This window comes from Pseudomonas sp. MWU13-3659 (genome assembly GCF_023757525.1).
Classification (GTDB): Bacteria; Pseudomonadota; Gammaproteobacteria; order Pseudomonadales; family Pseudomonadaceae; genus Aquipseudomonas; species Aquipseudomonas entomophila_E.
The window spans coordinates 141783-159521 of sequence record NZ_JAMSHW010000011.1 but is presented as its reverse complement, the minus strand read 5'-3'; the positions used below and the strand labels follow the sequence as shown (position 1 = coordinate 159521).

Genomic DNA, 17739 nt, shown 5'->3' with positions numbered 1-17739 from the left:
TGAAAAATCTGTCAAGTTCGGCGATTTCTCCGCAGGGCTGGTACGACGCGGGCGATGGCCTTAAGCTGCGCCTGCCGCGCCGCGAGCGAAGCGCCGCACAGGAGAACCCGATGCGCATTCTTTTGGTTGAAGACAACCGCGATATCCTGGCCAACCTGGCCGACTACCTCGGTATGAAGGGCTATACCGTCGACTGCGCCCAGGACGGTCTTTCCGGCCTGCACCTGGCCGCCACCGAACACTACGACCTGATCGTGCTCGACATCATGCTCCCCGGCATCGATGGCTACACGCTGTGCAAGCGCCTGCGCGAAGATGCGCGCCGCGATACCCCGGTGATCATGCTCACCGCCCGCGATCAGCTGGACGACCGCCTGCAAGGGTTCCGCTCCGGCGCCGACGACTACCTGCTCAAGCCGTTCGCCCTGTCCGAACTGGCCGCGCGCATCGAAGCGGTTTTGCGCCGCGCCCAGGGGGGCGGCCGTCGCACGCTGCAGGTCGCCGACCTGAGCTATGACCTCGACACGTTGGAAGTCACCCGCCAGGGCCGCCTGCTCAAGCTCAACCCGGTCGGTCTGAAGCTGTTGGCCGTGTTGATGCAGAAGAGCCCCCACGTGCTGCGCCGTGAAGTGCTGGAGGAAGCCCTGTGGGGCGATGACTGCCCGGACAGCGACAGCCTGCGCAGCCATGTCCACCAGTTGCGCCAAGTAATCGACAAACCGTTCGAGAAAGCCCTGCTGCATACCGTCCATGGCGTCGGCTATCGCCTCGCCGAGGGCCGCGATGGAGTTTAAGCAGAGCCTTGCCCAGCGCATCATCATCGCCTTTGCCTTGATGAGCGCGTTGGTGGCCGGGGCGTTCGCTTTCGGCATCGTCGCCACTGTCCATCTGGTCGAGGAGCGTTTGATCTCGTCGGTGCTCGGCGGTGACCTGCAGCGCCTGTTGCGAATGGACAGCGTCAGCGACTGGAGCCATCGCCCGCGCCCGGACCAGTTGTTCTACTTCAGTGGCGGGCGCGATGACTTCGAGCTGCCCAAGGACCTGCGTCACCTTGATGCGGGCTTCCACGAAGTGTTTCGCGACCAGCTGTCGTACCACGCCATGGTCGAAATCGTCGATGGTCGCCGTTATGTACTGCTGCAGGACCAGAGCGATTTCGAGGAACGCGAGCGGGTCCTGTTCGCGGTGGTGGTGGTCGGCTTCGTGCTCAGCCTGGCGCTGGCGGTGATCCTCGGTTGGCTGCTGGCCCGCCGGGTGATGGCACCGGTGATCCGCTTGGCCCGCCAGGTGCGCCATCGTGACCAGTTGCTCGGGTTGGCGCCACCCTTGGCGCCGGACTACGCCGCAGACGAGGTCGGCCAACTGGCGGTGGCGTTCGACGACACCCTGGGGCGCCTGCGCGATGCGTTGACCCGCGAACGACTGTTCACCAGTGATGTCAGCCACGAACTGCGTACACCGTTGATGGTGCTGGCCACCTCCTGTGAACTGTTGATGGAGAACCCGAACCTGGACAGCCGTTCGCGTAGCCAGGTCGAGCGAATCGCCCGGGCCACGGAAGAGATGCGCGAATTGGTTAAGACCTTCCTCATGCTTGCCCGTGCCCAGCGTGATGAAGGTGCGGTGGCGTCCCGTGCAACCCTGCGTGAAGTCGCCGATGACCTGACCGGCGTATGGCGCGACACCATCGAGCAGAAGGGCCTGGCACTGCACTACGATGGCCGCGCCGGTGCCAGCCAGGTGTTGTACAACGCCACGTTCCTGCAATCGGTGATGGGTAACCTGTTGCGCAATGCGGCCCACTACACCGACAGTGGCTACATTCGCTTGAGCCTCGAGCCTGCAGGTTTCAGCGTCGAGGATAGCGGCGTGGGGATCCCCGAGGAACAGCGCGAAGCGATGTTCCGGCCGTTCGTGCGTGGCGACGAGCGTCGTGGAGAGGGGCTGGGCTTGGGCCTGTCGCTGGTTCAACGTATCTGCGATGACCAGGGGTGGCGGGTCACCCTGACGACGACGCTGCCCCATGGCTGCCGTTTCCATGTGGACCTGAGCCAAGGAAAAACGGCGAATCTGGATGCAGATGGCAGCGAACAGGCATCGATCGCTGATTAACTTCTTGTAACATCTGTGTTTTGCACTGACAGATTTTTCACATCTGCATGACCTGACGCCAACGCTTGTCTACCTAAGGTGGGCGCATTGGAGTCAGGAGATGCCTTATGCGAAGCCCTATCAAACTCGAATTTTCCGACAAGTACGATCGGGATCATGCCCAGGAGTATTTCCGCAAGCACCAGGATGGCCTGGCCCGTCGCTTGTCGCACCAGCGTGATGAACAACTGGCCCGTCGTGCCTTGACCCTTGCCGGAGAGCCTGGACTGGTCCTGGACCTGCCTTGTGGTGCCGGGCGCTTCTGGCCTTTGCTGGCGGAAAAACCCAACCGCGTGATCATTGGCGCCGACAATTCTGCGGCGATGATCGAGACAGCTTGTGCGGCGCAACCGCCAGAGGTGGTGGCGCGGGTACGGCCTTTGCAAACTTCGGCTTTCGCTATTGATCTGCCGGACAATTCGGTGGACAGCATCTTCTGCATGCGCTTGTTCCACCACATCGGCGATCCTGCTCATCGACAAACTATTCTTTCGGAATTTCAACGAGTTAGTCGCGATAGCGTAATCTTGTCGCTGTGGGTGGATGGGAATTTCAAGGCATGGCGGCGTAGAAAGCTGGAAGCACGGCGTAGCCAGCGGGCGGAGCAGGACAGCTACCAGAACCGTTTTGTGTTACCAGCGGCTACAGTAGAAGAAGAATTTGTTTCAGCCGGATTCAGAATTCAGGAACGACTCGACTTCCTGCCGTTCTATGCCATGTGGCGAGTGTACGTATTGCGCAAAGGGTAGGTATTGATGGCAGTGGCCCAGAGAGAGACCAGGCAGTTCGATTATTACTGGCAGCAGCAAGGGGAGTGGGTCGAAGAGCCCAACCAGCGGCGTGGCGGCGAGAGTGGAGTGCAGCGGTTGTCCACGGACACTGGACAGACGCTTTATGCCAAGCGCCAGGTTGGGCATATCTATCGCAGCCTGCTGCATCCGTTTGGTCGGCCGACGGTCTTGCGCGAGCTTGATGCGCTGAACAGCTTCGAGCAACTGGGGGTAAGGGTACCGAGAATTGTCTTCGCGGGTGCCGAGCGTGACGCCGATCAGCAGTGGCGGGCCTTGCTGGTCAGCGAGGCGTTGGACGGTTTTGTCGAGCTCGACGCCTGGCATGCCGACGGCGCCCGTGAGCGGTATCCGCAAGCGGTGCACGAGCGCATGCTCAAGGATCTGGCCGACAACCTGGCGCGCATGCACCTGGGGCATTGGCAGCATGGCTGCCTGTACGGCAAACACGTGTTCGTGAAGGTGATCGGCGAGGGTGAACAGGCCCGTGTCGAGGTTGCGCTGCTCGACCTTGAGAAGTGCCGGCGGCGTATCCGTTGCCAGCGTGCGGCGTACAACGACTTGCGTCAGCTACGTCGCCATTCGTCGTTGAACGAGGCGGAGTGGCGCAGCCTGCTCTATTTTTACCAGATGGCGTTTGGCAGCGTTGTCAAAGGGTTAGAGCAATGAAACTAGAAATCGCTCGAGCTTTGTTTTTCATCGGGGCGCTGGGGGTCACCACGGTGGCCGCGGCTGCCTGGGAGCAACCCAGGCCGATGGTGTTCAGCAAGGCCGAGGTAGGTGGGGCTTGTCCGTTGCCGCGGGTGGTGGTCAAACCCGGGCAGGCGCGGGTCGAGCCGGACCACGATTTGCTGTTGTTTCTGTTTGGGATGAGGCAGGGGCTGCGGCCTTTCGGCTGAGGTCCTGTTGGATAGGAGGTTTCAGGTTGTTCGACGCAAGCATTGCAGCGCCTGTGAGATCGAGCGCCGCGCTCGATCTCTTGGGCAGCGTGCAACCCGCAATCAATACTCCCCCCTGAAACCCGAATCCTTGCGCCAACGCCCCAAAACCCGCTATCGTCCACCGTCGCGACAAATTCATCCGATGATTGGACGTAATAGATGTCCCCCCTGATCAAACGCTCCCTGGTGGAGCAAGCCGTCGACCAGCTCCGCGATCGCATCGCCAAGGGCACCTGGTCGGTAGGCCAGCGCCTGCCCACCGAGCCCGAGCTGGCCAGCGACCTCGGCATCAGCCGCAATACCGTCCGTGAAGCCATGCGCGTGCTGGCCTTCAGCGGGCTGGTGGAGATCCGCCAGGGCGATGGCAGCTACCTGCGCACGGCCCAGGACCCGCTGCAGGCCGTCCAGGCCATGTCCAACTGCACCCTGGAGCATGCCCGCGAGACCCGCCACATCCTTGAAGCCGAAGCCATTGCCCTGGCCGCCCTGCGTCGCAGTGACCAAGACCTGCGCGACCTGCGCCAGGCCCTGCAGCACAGCGCGGGCCATTTCCACGGCGACCTGGACACCTATGTCACCTGCGACCTGGTGTTCCATCAACGCCTGGTCGACGCCGCCCACAACCCCGCACTCAGCGAGTTGTACCGCTATTTCTCCGGCGTGGTGGCCGCAACCCTGCAACACAACATGGGTGACATCCCCCGCAGCCAGGCCGTGCTTGACCTGCACTGGGACATTCTCGACGCCATCGAGCAACGCGATCCGCAGCGGGCCAAGCGCCTGAGCCGGACCCTTATCGAATCCTGACAGGGAGAAGGTCATGCAACAGCCCCGGAACACTCACCCCCGCGAAGCGGAACTTGACGAGCTGCTGATCGACGCCGAAGCCGATGACGAGCAGGTCCAGCAGCAGCCGCCAGCGGTACACCGCCCCTGGCTGCTGTTGCTCGGGCTGGTGCTGGTGGCGCTGAACCTGCGCCCGGCGCTGTCGAGCATGGCGCCGGTGCTTGGCCAGGTCGCCGAAGGGCTGGGGCTCAATGCCTCCCAGGCCGGCCTGCTGACCACGCTGCCGGTGCTGTGCCTGGGGCTGTTCGCGCCGCTGGCGCCGATCCTTGCGCGCCGATTCGGCAGCGAGCGGGTGATCTTCGGCATTCTCCTCACCCTGGCGCTGGGCATCCTCGTGCGCAGCACACTCGGGGTGACCGGCGTCTTCCTCGGCAGCCTGATGGCGGGGGCGAGCATCGGCATCATCGGCGTCTTGCTGCCGGGCATCGTCAAACGCGATTTCCCACGGCATGCGGGCACCCTGACGGGGGTCTACACCATGGCCTTGTGCCTGGGGGCGGCCATGGCTGCGGGGGCGACCGTGCCCCTGGCGCAGCACTTTGACGGCAGTTGGGCCATGGGGCTGGGCGTCTGGATGTTGCCCGCGCTGCTGGCGATGCTGATGTGGCTGCCCCAGGCCCGACAGGGTCATGGTCTGCACAAGGTGGCCTATCGCGTGCGCGGCCTGTGGCGCGATCCGCTGGCCTGGCAGGTGACCCTGTACATGGGGCTGCAATCGTCACTGGCCTATATCGTGTTCGGCTGGTTGCCGTCGATCCTGATCGGGCGCGGCTTGAGCCCTACCGAAGCCGGGCTGGTGCTGTCCGGCTCGGTGATCGTGCAACTGGCGAGCTCCTTGAGCGCACCCTGGTTGGCAACCCGTGGCAGGGACCAGCGCCTGGCCATCGTGGTAGTGATGTTGGTAACCCTCGCCGGGTTGTTTGGCTGCCTGTACGCGCCCGTCGAAGGGCTGTGGGGCTGGGCGGTGGTACTCGGGCTGGGGCAAGGCGGTACCTTCGCCCTGGCGCTGACCCTGATCGTGCTGCGGTCGAAGGATGCCCACGTGGCTGCCAACCTGTCGAGCATGGCCCAAGGGGTGGGGTATACGCTGGCGTCGATGGGGCCATTCGCCGTGGGCCTGGTGCATGACTTCACGGGAGGCTGGAGCGCGGTAGGGTGGATCTTCGCGGTGCTGGGCGCCGGCGCGATCCTGTTCGGGCTTGGCGCTGGGCGGGCGCTGCATGTCGGGGCCGTCAGCGAGAAACTCTGAAGCGGGCTTGCCCACCATTCATGGCGCAAATGGAGATGGCGCGATGGCTGGGCAGGGATTATCGTGCGGCTTTCGACCCAGCACGGACCGGCCCATGAGCGACGCCAACAGCGCCCTGATCACCCGTTTCTACCAGGCCTTCCAGCGCCTGGATGCCGAGGCCATGGTGGCCTGCTACAGCGACGATATCGTCTTCAGCGATCCGGTCTTTGGTACCTTGCGTGGTCGGGACGCCGGAGACATGTGGCGCATGCTCACCTCCCGGGCCAAGGACTTCACCCTCACCTTCGACAACGTCCGCAGCGACGGCGCGCATTGGGTCGCGACCTATCTGTTCAGCCAGACGGGCCGTGTGGTGGTCAACGATATCCAGGCACGTTTCGTGATTCGCGACGGGCTGATCTGCCAGCATGACGACAGTTTCGACCTGTGGCGCTGGTCGCGGCAGGCACTGGGCATGCCCGGCGTGCTGCTTGGCTGGACGCCGATGCTGCAGAACAAGGTGCGTCAGCAAGCGTTCAAGGGCTTGCGTGCATTCCAGCAGGCCCGTTGAGCGGGTAAGCTGGCGGCCATCTTCAGCTGTATCGAATGAAACCGTGAGCGAGACACCCATCCCCCCCGAGTGCAAGCCTTGGTACGTGTACCTGGTGCGGGCTGCCAATGGATCGCTGTACTGCGGTATCAGTGACGATCCGCAGCGGCGTTTCATCAAGCATCAGAAGGGCCAGGGGGCGCGGTACTTCAAGACCAGCCCGGCGCAGGCGCTGGTGTATGTGGAGCAGTGGCCGGACAAGGGCGAGGCCTTGCGCCAGGAGCGGCTGGTGAAGAAGCTGCGCAAATCGGCGAAGGAGGCCTTGGTTGCCTCGTTCGCGCGCACGCCGGACACCTTGTAGGCGCCAGCCTTGCTGGCGAACGAGGCCGGCACTGTTGGCAAGGCTGCGCCTGCATTCGCTGTAGGAGTGGCTTCAGCCACGATGCAGGCGACGCGGTGGATGGCACCGGCGTTGCCGGTGTTCGCGGCTAAAGCCGCTCCTACGGGTGTAATCAGTCTTTTCGTCGTTTCAGTTGGTCGATCAGCTGGGTTGGCAGGCCCTTGATCACCAGCGTGCCAGCCTCTTCGTCATACTCCACCTTCGAGCCCAGCAAATGCGCTTCGAAGCTGATCGACAGGCCCTCGGCGCGCCCAGTGAAACGGCGGAACTGGTTGAGGGTGCGTTTGTCTGCCGGGATCTCCGGCGACAGCCCGTAGTCGCTGTTGCGGATGTGGTCGTAGAACGCCTCCGGGCGGTCCTCGTCGATCAGGCTGGACAGCTCCTCGAGCGTCACCGGCTCGCCCAGTTTGGTCTGGGTGGTGGCGTAGTCGACCAGGGTCTGGGTCTTCTCCCGGGCAGACTCTTCCGGAAGGTCCTCTTTTTCGACGAAGTCGCTGAACGCCTTGAGCAGGGTGCGGGTTTCGCCGGGGCCATCGACCCCTTCCTGGCAGCCGATGAAGTCGCGGAAGTAATCCGAGACCTTCTTGCCATTCTTGCCCTTGATGAACGAGATGTACTGCTTCGAGTTCTGGTTGTTCTTCCACTCGGACAGGTTGACCCGCGCTGCCAGGTGCAGCTGGCCGAGGTCAAGGTGGCGCGACGGGGTGACGTCGAGTTCTGCGTTCACCGCCACGCCTTCACTGTGGTGCAGCAGGGCGATGGCCAGGTATTCGGTCATGCCTTGCTGGTAGTGGGCGAACAGCACGTGGCCGCCGGTGGAGAGGTTGGATTCCTCCATCAGCTTCTGCAGGTGCTCGATGGCGACGCGGCTGAAGGTGGCGAAGTCCTTTTCCTCGTCCAGATACTGCTTGAGCCAGCCACTGAACGGGTAGGCGCCGGATTCGCCGTGGAAGAAGCCCCAGGCTTTGCCTTGCTTGGCGTTGTAGCTGTCGTTGAGGTCGGCCAGGAGGTTTTCGATGGCGTCGGACGCTGCCAGTTCGCTGTCGCGCGCATGGAGCACGGCGGGGCTGCCATCGGGCTTCTTGTCGATCAGGTGAACGATGCAATGACGGATTGGCATGGAAATCTCGGTGGTGTGGGCGGGGGAAAGCCGCGCTGCAAAAGTCGCTCAGTTTACCTCAGGGCAGGGGTGATGCAGTGGCCAGATGTTGGCGGAAATGCCGGTTGTTCGTTTTTTGTTCATTTTTTTGCGATTTTTCCGAAAACCCCCGAAAAACCTGCACAAAATCAATGTCGACAGCGGATATTTATCGATTCCTGTGGTAGCTTTGCGCGGTCTTGCGCCCCTTGTGTGGCGCATTGCTGGCAGCACGTTTGCGGGGTGTCGAACCAAACGCCGATTTGCGCATCTACATACGCGATCGACGCGGCCTCTGGATTGTCCCGGGCTGGCCCGACCACCGACCAAGCACGCTGCACAACCACTGAATTTGATAGGGAAGGAACATCAACATGGCACTGACCAAAGACCAACTGATTGCCGATATCGCCGAATCCATCGACGCGCCGAAAACCACCGCGCGCGCTGCCCTGGAGCAACTGGGCCAGATCGTCGCCGACCAACTGGAAAACGGCGCTGAAATCACCCTGCCAGGCATCGGCAAGCTGAAAGTCACCGAGCGTCCTGCCCGTACCGGCCGCAACCCTTCGACTGGCGCCGCCATCGAAATCGCTGCCAAGAAAGTCGTCAAGTTCGTTCCAGCCAAAGTGCTGACCGACTCGATCAACAAGTAATTGTTGATGCGTTGACGAAACCGCGCCCGGCTTGCCCGGGCGCGGTTTTTTCATGCCCGTGATTTACGCCGGGCGTGCCATGCCTGGCGGGCCGCGTCGTCGTGGAAGCTCCAGGCGACCATCCGGCTCTGTTTCTGGCCCTGGCCCATCTCGACGATGCGCAGGGCTTTCACCCCGGCCTTCTTCAAGGCAGCCTCTATGCCCGGTAGGTTGCTGGCCTTCGATACCAGGCTGGTGAACCACAGCACCTGTTCGGCGTACTGCACGCTTTCGCCGACCAGTTGGCTGACGAAGCGGATTTCGCCACCTTCGCACCACAGTTCGTTGTTCTGCCCGCCAAAATTCAGCACCGGCAACTTGCGCTTGGGGTCCTGCTTGCCGAGGTTCTTCCATTTGCGCTGGCTGCCGCGGGTGGCTTCTTCGCGCGAGGCGTGGAAGGGTGGATTGCACAAGGTCAGGTCGAAGCGCTCGTCTGCCTGCAGGAGCCCGGCGAGGATATGCCTGGGCTGGGGTTGCTGACGCAGGCCGATGGCCTTGTCGAGTTTGTTGGCCTGGACGATGGCCTTGGCCGAGGCCAGGGCGGTGGTGTCGATGTCCGAGCCGAGGAAACGCCAGCGGTAGTCGCTGTGGCCCAGCAGGGGGTAGATGCAGTTGGCGCCGACACCGATGTCCAGAACCCGCACCTGGGCGCCGCGAGGCACCTCGGCGGCGTTGTCCTCGGCCAGCAGGTCGGCCAGCACGTGGATGTAGTCGGCGCGGCCGGGGATCGGCGGGCACAGGTAGTCTGCCGGGATGTCCCAGTGCTGGATGCCGTACTGGGCCTTGAGCAGGGCACGGTTGAACACCCGCACGGCTTCGGGGTTGGCAAAGTCGATGCTGGGCTTGCCGTAGGGGTTGGTGATGGTGAAGCGGGCCAGGTCCGGGTGCGCCTTGATCAGCGCGGGGAAGTCGTAGCGGCCCTGGTGGCGGTTGCGCGGGTGCAGGGTGGGTTTGTCGGTCATGGTCGATCCGGTGTTGCTTTGTTGGCCGGGGACCGCTTTGCGGCCCTTTCGCGGCACAAGGCCGCTCCTACAGGAAAGCGCAGGCATGTGAGCCATGCAATTCCCTGTAGGAGCGGCCTTGTGCCGCGAACGAGGGCGAAGCCCTCGCCGGTCAGTCAGCGATGTAAATGATTACAGCGCAGCGATCCGCGCATGCTGCTCGGTGAAGTTGGCCAGGGCCTGCTCCGACTCGGCCAGCTTGGCACGTTCCTTCTCGATCACTGCAGGCGGGGCCTTGTCGACGAAGGCGGCGTTCGACAGCTTGCCACCGACGCGCTGGACTTCACCCTGCAGACGCTGGATCTCCTTGCTCAGGCGCGCCAGTTCCGCGTCCTTGTCGATCAGGCCGGCCATCGGTACCAGCACTTGCAGATCACCCACCAGCGCGGTGGCCGACAGCGGCGCTTCGTCCTGCTCGCCGAGCACGGTGAACGACTCGACCTTGGCCAGTTTCTTCAGCAGGGCTTCGTTTTCCTGCAGGCGACGCTGGTCGTCGGCGTTGGCGTTTTTCAGGAACAGCGGCAGCGGCTTGCCCGGGCCGATGTTCATCTCGGCGCGGATGTTGCGCAGGCCGACCATCAGCTCCTTGAGCCACTCGATGTCGCCTTCGGCGGCGGCGTCGATGCGGCTTTCGTTCGCTTCAGGCCACGGCTGCAGCATGATGGTCTTGCCTTCGATGCCGGCCAGCGGCGCGATGCGCTGCCAGATCTCTTCAGTGATGAACGGCATGAACGGGTGGGCCAGGCGCAGGGCGACTTCCAGCACGCGCACCAGGGTGCGGCGGGTGCCGCGGGCGCGCTCGACCGGGGCGTTCTCGTCCCACAGCACCGGCTTGGAGAGCTCCAGGTACCAGTCGCAGTACTGGTTCCAGATGAACTCGTACAGCGCCTGGCTGGCCAGGTCGAAGCGGAACTGCTCGAGCTGGCGGGTCACCTCGGCTTCGGTACGCTGCAGCTGCGAGATGATCCAGCGGTCGGCCAGCGACAGCTCGTAGGCCTCGCCGTTCTGGCCGCAGTCCTCGCCCTTGTCCAGCACGTAGCGGGCGGCGTTCCAGATCTTGTTGCAGAAGTTGCGGTAGCCTTCGACGCGGCCCATGTCGAACTTGATGTCGCGGCCGGTGGAGGCCAGCGAGCAGAAGGTGAAGCGCAGGGCGTCGGTGCCGTAGCTGGCGATGCCTTCCGGGAACTCGGCCTTGGTCTGCTTGGCGATCTTCTCGGCCAGCTTCGGTTGCATCATGCCGCTGGTGCGTTTTTCCAGCAGGGCGTCGAGGGTGATGCCGTCGACGATGTCCAGCGGGTCGAGGACGTTGCCCTTCGACTTGGACATCTTCTGGCCCTGGCCGTCGCGCACCAGGCCGTGCACGTAGACGGTCTTGAACGGTACCTGCGGGGTGCCGTCCTCGTTCTTGATCAGGTGCATCGTCAGCATGATCATCCGGGCGACCCAGAAGAAGATGATGTCGAAGCCAGTGACCAGCACGTCGGTGGAGTGGAACTTCTTCAGGAACTCGGTCTGCTCCGGCCAGCCCAGGGTGGAGAAGGTCCACAGGCCCGAGCTGAACCAGGTGTCGAGCACGTCGTCGTCCTGGCGCAGTTTCACGTCGGCACCCAGGTTGTGCTTGGCGCGCACCTCGGCTTCGTCACGGCCGACGTAGACCTGGCCGGCCTCGTCGTACCAGGCCGGGATGCGGTGGCCCCACCACAGCTGGCGGCTGATGCACCAGTCCTGGATGTCGCGCATCCAGGAGAAGTACATGTTCTCGTACTGTTTCGGTACGAACTGGATGCGGCCGTCTTCCACGGCGGCGATGGCAGGTTCGGCCAGCGGCTTGGTGGAGACGTACCACTGGTCGGTCAGCCACGGCTCGATGACGGTGCCGGAACGGTCGCCTTTCGGGACTTTCAGGGCGTGGTCGTCGATGCTGACCAGCAAGCCCTGGGCGTCCAGGTCCGCGACCATCTGCTTGCGCGCGACGAAGCGGTCGAGGCCGGCGTATTGGGCCGGCAGCGAAGTGTCGATACCTTCGTTGACGCTGCCGTCGAGGTTGAACGCCTGCACGGCGGCCAGCACGGTGGCGTTCTTGTCGAAGATATTGAGCAGCGGCAGGTTGTGGCGCTTGCCGACTTCATAGTCGTTGAAGTCGTGGGCCGGGGTGATCTTCACGCAGCCGGTGCCGAACTCGGGGTCGCAGTAGTCATCGGCGACGATTGGGATGCGACGGCCGACCAGCGGCAGTTCGACGAACTTGCCGATCAGTGCCTGGTAGCGCTCGTCGGTCGGGTTGACCGCGACGGCGACGTCACCCAGCAGGGTTTCCGGACGGGTGGTGGCGACCACCAGGTGGTCCTTGCCTTCGGCGGTCTTGGCGCCGTCGGCCAGCGGGTAGCGCAGGTTCCACAGGTGGCCCTTCTCATCGTGGTTTTCCACTTCGAGGTCGGAAATCGCCGTGTGCAGTTTGGTGTCCCAGTTGACCAGGCGCTTGCCGCGGTAGATCAGGCCGTCTTCGTGCAGGCGCACGAAGGCTTCCTTGACCGCTTCGGACAGGCCGTCGTCCATGGTGAAGCGCTCGCGGCTCCAATCCACCGACGAGCCCAGGCGGCGGATCTGGCGGCTGATGTTGCCACCGGACTGATCCTTCCACTCCCAGACCTTTTCCAGGAACTTGTCGCGGCCCAGGTCATGGCGGTTCTGGCCTTTCGCCTCGAGCTGGCGCTCCACCAGCATCTGGGTGGCGATGCCGGCGTGGTCGGTGCCCGGCTGCCACAGGGTGTCGCGACCCTGCATGCGGCGGAAGCGGATCAGCGCGTCCATGATCGCGTTGTTGAAACCGTGACCCATGTGCAGGCTGCCGGTCACGTTCGGCGGCGGGATCATGATGGTGTACGAGTCGCCAGCACCCTGTGGGGCGAAATAGTTCTCGGACTCCCAGGTGTTGTACCAGGAAGTTTCGATGGCGTGCGGCTGGTAGGTCTTATCCATGCGCGGCGGGACCCTTAGGCATTAATTCGGGAAAGCCGGGAAGTATAACCAACGTGGAGGCCGCAGGCGACAGGGGAGGGGGATGAGTGATTTCGCCAGCAAGGCTGGCTCCTACGGGGGATCCTGTGTAGGAGCCAGCCTTGCTGGCGAACGGGATCACTCGGAACGCTTGAGCAAGCGCTCCAGCCGCGCATCGAGGCGGCGCTTGATCTCGGTTTCGATGTGCGGGGTGAAGTCGTTGATCACGTCCTGCATGATCAGTTGCGCGGCGGCGCGCAGTTCGGCGTCCAGGTGCAGCAGGGTGTCCTGGCGGCGCGCCTGGGCATCTTCCTCGGGCGCAGGCGCTGGCGCGGCCTTGACGACTGGCGGCGCGGTCGCGGCGGGCTCGTCGAGCAACAGGGGGATCTGCTCTACCGTCTCGGTCAAGAGCGGTGGTTGCAGGTTGGCGTCTCCCAGCAGCTCGCGGATCGATTCGAGATCGTCGAGCAAATGGGCGGAATGGGTGAGGCTGGTCAGCTGCTTGTCCATCGTCGTCAAAGTCGCTGTAAGCGGTGGTCTTGCAGAGCATAGCCCTGTTCGCGGTAGAAACGGAATCGCTCGCGTGCGGCCAGGCGGATGGCCGGTTCCTCGACGACGATCTCGGCGACCCGTTCGAACTGGCCGACGAACCCGGGGACGTCGCCGCCCAGGTTGATCAGCAGGTCGCGGTGTTCACCGGCGTCGTTGCCGAGCCCAAGGGCCACGCTGGCATCCCGGTGCGCTTCGGCGTGGTCGTGGGGGATGAAGGCCTCGCCCTTGAACCGCCACAGGCGCTCATCCAGTTCGAGGCGCTGGGCCTCGTCCTGGCAGTGCAGGTAGACCCGGTGCCCGAGGCGCCAGGCTTTCTCGCAGAGTTTGCAGGCGAAATCCAGCCGCGCCGACAGCGAGTCGGTGGGCAGGATGTAGAAATCGACTTGGCTCATGGTTCGGTCTGCCGGCCGGTGGCGCCAGGGCGCCACCGGCGTGGGGCATCAGGCGCCAGCGCGGTCCAGCAGGTATTGAGTCAGCAGCGGGACCGGGCGGCCCGAGGCGCCCTTGTCCTTGCCGCCGCTGATCCAGGCGGTGCCGGCGATGTCCAGGTGGGCCCAGTTGTAGGCCTTGGCGAAGCGCGACAGGAAGCAGCCAGCGGTGATGGTGCCGGCCTTCGGGCCGCCGATGTTGGCGATATCGGCGAACGGGCTGTCCAGTTGCTCCTGGTATTCGTCGAACAGTGGCAGCTGCCAGGCGCGGTCGTCGGCGCGCTTGCCGGCGTCCAGCAGTTGGCCGACCAGCTCATCGTTGTTGCCCATCAGGCCGGAGGTGTGGCTGCCCAGGGCGACGATGCAGGCACCGGTCAGGGTGGCGATGTCGATCACCGCCTGTGGCTTGAAGCGCTCGGCGTAGGTGAGGGTGTCGCACAGCACCAGGCGGCCTTCGGCGTCGGTGTTGAGGATCTCGACGGTCTGCCCGCTCATGGTGGTGACGATATCGCCCGGGCGGGTGGCGCCGCCACTCGGCATGTTCTCGGCGCAGGCCAGCAGGCACACCAGGTTGATCGGCAGCTGCAGCTCGAGCACGGCGCGCAGGGTGCCGAACACGCTGGCGGCACCGCACATGTCGTACTTCATTTCGTCCATGCCGGCGCCGGGCTTGAGGCTGATGCCGCCGGTGTCGAAGGTGATGCCCTTGCCCACCAGCACGAACGGCTTCTCGCTCTTCTTGCCGCCCTGGTAGTTGAGCACGATCAGGCGTGGCGGCTGGTCACTGCCCTGGCCCACGGCATAGAACGCGCCCATGCCCAGTTCCTTGATCTTCTTCTCGTCCAGCACGTCGACCTTGAGGCCTTTGTGCGCCTTGCCCAGGCCCTTGGCCTGTTCAGCCAGGAAGCTCGGGTGGCAGACGTTCGGCGGCAGGTTGCCCAGGTCGCGGGTGAAGGCCATGCCGGTGGCGATGGCGCTGGCGTGCTTCACGGCGCGTTCGGCTTCGGCCAGGCCAGCCTTGTCAGCCAGCAGGGTGATCTTCTTCAGGGCGCGCGGTTCGGCTTTCTGGCTCTTGTAGCGGTCGAACACATAGTCGCTGTCGAGCAGGGTTTCGGCCAGCAGGCGGAACTTGCCGTAGTGGCCGTCACGGCCGGTCACGGCGATGTCGTCCAGGGCCAGCACCGCGTCGCTGCCGCCCAGGCCCTTGAGCACGCCGGCGACGCTGGCGGCCAGCTTGCGCCAGGCGCGGTCACCGAGTGCCTCGTCCTTGCCGCTGCCCACCAGCAGCACGCGCTCGGCTTTCAGGCCCGGCACGCTGTGCAGCAGCAGGGTCTGGCCCGGCTTGCCGGCCAGGTCGCCGCGCTTGAGCACGGCGCTGATGGCGCCCTCGCTGGCCAGGTCGACGGCCTTTGCAGTGGCGCCGAGCTTGCGCCCTTCACCGACCGGTACAACCAGTGTCGCGGTCTTGACGGATACAGCGGCTACGCTTTTTACAACCAATTCCATGTCTGGGGTCCCCGAATGATCTGTCAGTGGGCGCTGTCTTTCGCAGGCGCTCGGAAAACGCGGCCGGCGGCTAAAGCCCGCCAGCGGAAAAGCTGCCAGTTTGAGCCTGCCGCGACCTCGATGACAATCCCGTCATGCGGCGTCATGCGCGGCCAAGTGACAGGCGCCGTCAATCACAGGATAATGCGCGCACTTTACATGGAGGTTCGCCCCTGGCGAACCGGCATGGGTCTTGGCTGTCCGAATCGTTCGTTTGGCTTTCCGCCCCTGACAACCCAGGAGTGTCTGGTTTGATCGTCTTTCGTTATCTGTCCCGCGAGGTCCTGGTGACCTTGAGCGCCGTCAGCGCCGTGCTGCTGGTGATCATCATGAGCGGGCGCTTCATCAAATACCTGGCCCAGGCGGCTCAGGGCGTGCTCGATCCGGGCGTGCTGTTCATGATCATGGGCTTCCGCCTGCCGGGTTTCCTGCAGCTGATCCTGCCCCTGGGCCTGTTCCTCGGCATCTTGCTCGCCTATGGTCGGTTGTATCTCGAAAGCGAGATGACCGTGCTGTCGGCCACCGGCATGAGCCAGCAGCGCTTGCTGGCGATGACCCTGGCGCCAGCGGCGCTGGTCGCCCTGCTGGTAGCCTGGCTGAGCCTGAGCCTGGCGCCCCTGGGCGTTGCCCAGGTGCAGAAGATCATTGCCCAGCAGGACGCGCTCACCGAGTTCGACACCCTGGTGCCGGGCCGCTTCCAGACCCTGCGTGACGGCTCTCGGGTTACTTACACCGAGCAGCTGTCCGACGATCGCATCAACCTGGCGGGGGTGTTCATCTCCGAAAAGCGCTTCAACCAGGACAAGACAAAGGACCGTGCACCGTCGGTGCTGGTCGCCGAGAAAGGTCACCAGGAAGTGCAGGCCGACGGCAACCGCTACCTGGTGCTGCAGAACGGCTACCGCTATGACGGCAACCCGGGCCAGGCCGACTACCGGGCGATCAAGTACGACACCTACGGCGTGCTGCTGCCCAAGCCGGAGGTCGCCGAAGAGGTGACCGAGCGCGAGGCGATCCCGACCTCCGACCTGTTCGGCAACCCGGGCGTGCGCGAGCGCGCCGAGCTGCAGTGGCGTCTGTCGCTGCCGCTGCTGGTGTTCGTCGTGACGCTCCTGGCGGTGCCGCTGTCCCGCGTCAACCCGCGCCAGGGCCGCTTCCTCAAGCTGCTGCCGGCGATTCTCCTGTACATGGCCTATCTGACGATGCTGATTTCCGTGCGTGGCGCCCTGGAGAAGGGCAAGCTGCCTATCTCGCTGGGTATCTGGTGGGTCCATGGCCTGTTCCTGCTCATCGGCCTGGGGCTGATGTACTGGGAGCCGCTGCGCCTCAAGCGCGCCGCTCGCCGTGCGGAGGTGGCCCGTGGTTAAACTGGACCGCTACATCGGCCAGAGCGTGCTGCTGGCCATTCTCGCCGTGCTGGGCATCATCCTCGGCCTGGCCTCGCTGTTCGCCTTCATCGACGAGATGAGCGACCTGAGCGACACCTACACGGTGATGGATGCCGGCAGCTACGTGTTGCTGACCGCGCCGCGCCGGCTCTACGACATGCTGCCGATGGCCGCGCTGATCGGCTGCCTGATCGGCCTGGGCAGCCTGGCCAGCAGCAGCGAGCTGACCATCATGCGCGCCGCCGGCGTATCGATCGGTCGTATCGTCTGGGCGGTGATGAAACCGATGCTGGTGCTGATGCTGGTGGGTGTGCTGATCGGCGAGTACGTCGCCCCGGTGACCGAGAACAAGGCCCAGGCCGACCGTTCGCTGGCCCAGGGCGGTGGCGAGGCGCAGAGCTCCAAGCGCGGTATGTGGCACCGCCAGGGCGAGGAGTTCGTGCACATCAACTCGGTGCAGCCCAATGGTCTGCTGCTGGGCGTGACCCGCTATCGCTTCGACGAGCAGCGCAAGATCCAGACCTCGAGCTTTGCTCGCCGGGCGCAGTACCAGGACGGCAAGTGGGTGCTGAACGATGTGGCCACCACCTACTTCCGTGGCGACCACACCGAAGTGGTCAATGCGCCCGAAGAAGTCTGGGACGTGTCGGTGACCCCGGAACTGCTCAATACCGTGGTGCTGGCACCGGAGTCGCTGTCGATCACCGGGCTGTGGGACTACATCCACTACCTGTCCGACCAGGGCCTGAACAACTCCCGCTACTGGCTGGCGTTCTGGACCAAGGTCCTGCAGCCGGCGGTGACCGCGGCGCTGGTGCTGATGGCGATTTCCTTCATCTTCGGGCCGCTGCGTTCGGTGACCCTGGGCCAGCGGGTGTTCACCGGTGTGCTGGTGGGCTTCGTGTTCCGCATCGCCGGCGACCTGCTGGGGCCGTCGAGCCAGGTGTTCGGCTTCCCGCCGTTGCTGGCGGTGGTGATACCGGCGGGTATCTGTGCGTTGGCCGGTTTGTGGTTGATGCGCCGGGCGGGGTGATCCGCCAAACGAAGAAGCCGACCCTTGGGTCGGCTTTTTTGTGCCTGTAGGAGCC

At 64.2% G+C, this 17739-nt stretch carries 18 protein-coding genes; 12 read left to right on the top strand and 6 right to left on the bottom strand.

Going from position 1 to position 17739, the window contains the following annotated elements; all coding sequences use genetic code 11:
* Positions 1-110 precede the first annotated feature (110 nt).
* The 9 genes from colR (at position 111) to NGM28_RS16035 (ending at position 6868) form a co-directional block, all read left to right on the top strand.
* Entirely contained in the window at positions 111-794 is a 684-nt protein-coding gene (gene colR / locus NGM28_RS16075; RefSeq protein WP_213658201.1) for a two-component system response regulator ColR, read from the top strand.
* Positions 784-2112 carry a sensor histidine kinase gene (locus NGM28_RS16070; RefSeq protein WP_252090749.1) on the top strand — a complete coding sequence of 443 codons (1329 nt, stop codon included), beginning with the start codon at positions 784-786 and terminating at the stop codon, positions 2110-2112. Before colR ends, NGM28_RS16070 begins: the two co-directional genes overlap by 11 nt.
* A gap of 107 nt (positions 2113-2219) precedes the next feature.
* Entirely contained in the window at positions 2220-2900 is a 681-nt protein-coding gene (locus NGM28_RS16065) for a class I SAM-dependent methyltransferase (RefSeq protein ID WP_213658199.1), read from the top strand.
* 6 nt (positions 2901-2906) lie between these two features.
* Complete coding sequence (locus tag NGM28_RS16060; protein WP_252090748.1) at positions 2907-3608, top strand: lipopolysaccharide kinase InaA family protein; 702 nt, start codon at positions 2907-2909, stop codon at positions 3606-3608.
* The gene (locus NGM28_RS16055; RefSeq protein ID WP_213658197.1) at positions 3605-3838 is read left to right on the top strand and encodes a hypothetical protein; all 234 of its coding nucleotides are present in this window, start codon (positions 3605-3607) and stop codon (positions 3836-3838) included. The genes NGM28_RS16060 and NGM28_RS16055 overlap by 4 nt, the downstream gene beginning before the upstream one ends.
* Before the next feature lie 201 nt (positions 3839-4039).
* Complete coding sequence (locus NGM28_RS16050) at positions 4040-4687, top strand: FadR/GntR family transcriptional regulator (protein ID WP_240065498.1); 648 nt, start codon at positions 4040-4042, stop codon at positions 4685-4687.
* Positions 4688-4700: 13 nt separating this feature from the next.
* Positions 4701-5975, top strand: a complete 1275-nt coding sequence (locus tag NGM28_RS16045) for a CynX/NimT family MFS transporter (RefSeq protein ID WP_240065499.1) — start codon at positions 4701-4703, stop codon at positions 5973-5975.
* A 94-nt stretch (positions 5976-6069) separates the two neighbouring features.
* Positions 6070-6528, top strand: coding sequence for a nuclear transport factor 2 family protein (locus NGM28_RS16040; RefSeq protein ID WP_252090747.1), 459 nt, complete (start codon positions 6070-6072; stop codon positions 6526-6528).
* A 43-nt stretch (positions 6529-6571) separates the two neighbouring features.
* Positions 6572-6868, top strand: a complete 297-nt coding sequence (locus tag NGM28_RS16035; protein ID WP_240065501.1) for a GIY-YIG nuclease family protein — start codon at positions 6572-6574, stop codon at positions 6866-6868.
* Positions 6869-7019: 151 nt separating this feature from the next.
* On the opposite strand, the gene yejK is transcribed toward NGM28_RS16035, so the two are convergent.
* Positions 7020-8027, bottom strand: a complete 1008-nt coding sequence (yejK, locus tag NGM28_RS16030; RefSeq protein WP_240065502.1) for a nucleoid-associated protein YejK — start codon at positions 8025-8027, stop codon at positions 7020-7022.
* A gap of 392 nt (positions 8028-8419) precedes the next feature.
* On the opposite strand from yejK, the gene NGM28_RS16025 reads away from it, so the two are divergent.
* The gene (locus NGM28_RS16025) at positions 8420-8701 is read left to right on the top strand and encodes an HU family DNA-binding protein (RefSeq protein WP_134691715.1); all 282 of its coding nucleotides are present in this window, start codon (positions 8420-8422) and stop codon (positions 8699-8701) included.
* Positions 8702-8751: 50 nt separating this feature from the next.
* On the opposite strand, the gene rlmF is transcribed toward NGM28_RS16025, so the two are convergent.
* The 5 genes from rlmF to NGM28_RS16000 form a co-directional block, all read right to left on the bottom strand.
* Positions 8752-9702 carry a 23S rRNA (adenine(1618)-N(6))-methyltransferase RlmF gene (gene rlmF, locus NGM28_RS16020; RefSeq protein WP_252090746.1) on the bottom strand — a complete coding sequence of 317 codons (951 nt, stop codon included), beginning with the start codon at positions 9700-9702 and terminating at the stop codon, positions 8752-8754.
* Between the two features lie 171 nt (positions 9703-9873).
* A complete protein-coding gene (locus NGM28_RS16015; protein ID WP_252090745.1) occupies positions 9874-12720 on the bottom strand; it encodes a valine--tRNA ligase in 2847 nt (948 codons plus the stop codon).
* Between the two features lie 156 nt (positions 12721-12876).
* Complete coding sequence (locus NGM28_RS16010; RefSeq protein WP_252090744.1) at positions 12877-13248, bottom strand: DNA polymerase III subunit chi; 372 nt, start codon at positions 13246-13248, stop codon at positions 12877-12879.
* Between the two features lie 5 nt (positions 13249-13253).
* Positions 13254-13682 (bottom strand): DNA polymerase III subunit chi, encoded by a 429-nt coding sequence (locus NGM28_RS16005; RefSeq protein ID WP_240065506.1) that lies wholly within the window; start codon positions 13680-13682, stop codon positions 13254-13256.
* A 48-nt stretch (positions 13683-13730) separates the two neighbouring features.
* A complete protein-coding gene (locus NGM28_RS16000) occupies positions 13731-15224 on the bottom strand; it encodes a leucyl aminopeptidase (RefSeq protein WP_252090743.1) in 1494 nt (497 codons plus the stop codon).
* A 290-nt stretch (positions 15225-15514) separates the two neighbouring features.
* Between NGM28_RS16000 and lptF the strand changes: the two genes are divergently transcribed.
* Both lptF and lptG read left to right on the top strand, forming a co-directional pair.
* On the top strand, positions 15515-16630 hold the full coding sequence (gene lptF, locus NGM28_RS15995; RefSeq protein ID WP_240065508.1) for an LPS export ABC transporter permease LptF: 1116 nt from the start codon (positions 15515-15517) through the stop codon (positions 16628-16630).
* Positions 16623-17684, top strand: a complete 1062-nt coding sequence (gene lptG / locus NGM28_RS15990) for an LPS export ABC transporter permease LptG (protein WP_240065509.1) — start codon at positions 16623-16625, stop codon at positions 17682-17684. The genes lptF and lptG overlap by 8 nt, the downstream gene beginning before the upstream one ends.
* Positions 17685-17739 lie beyond the last annotated feature (55 nt).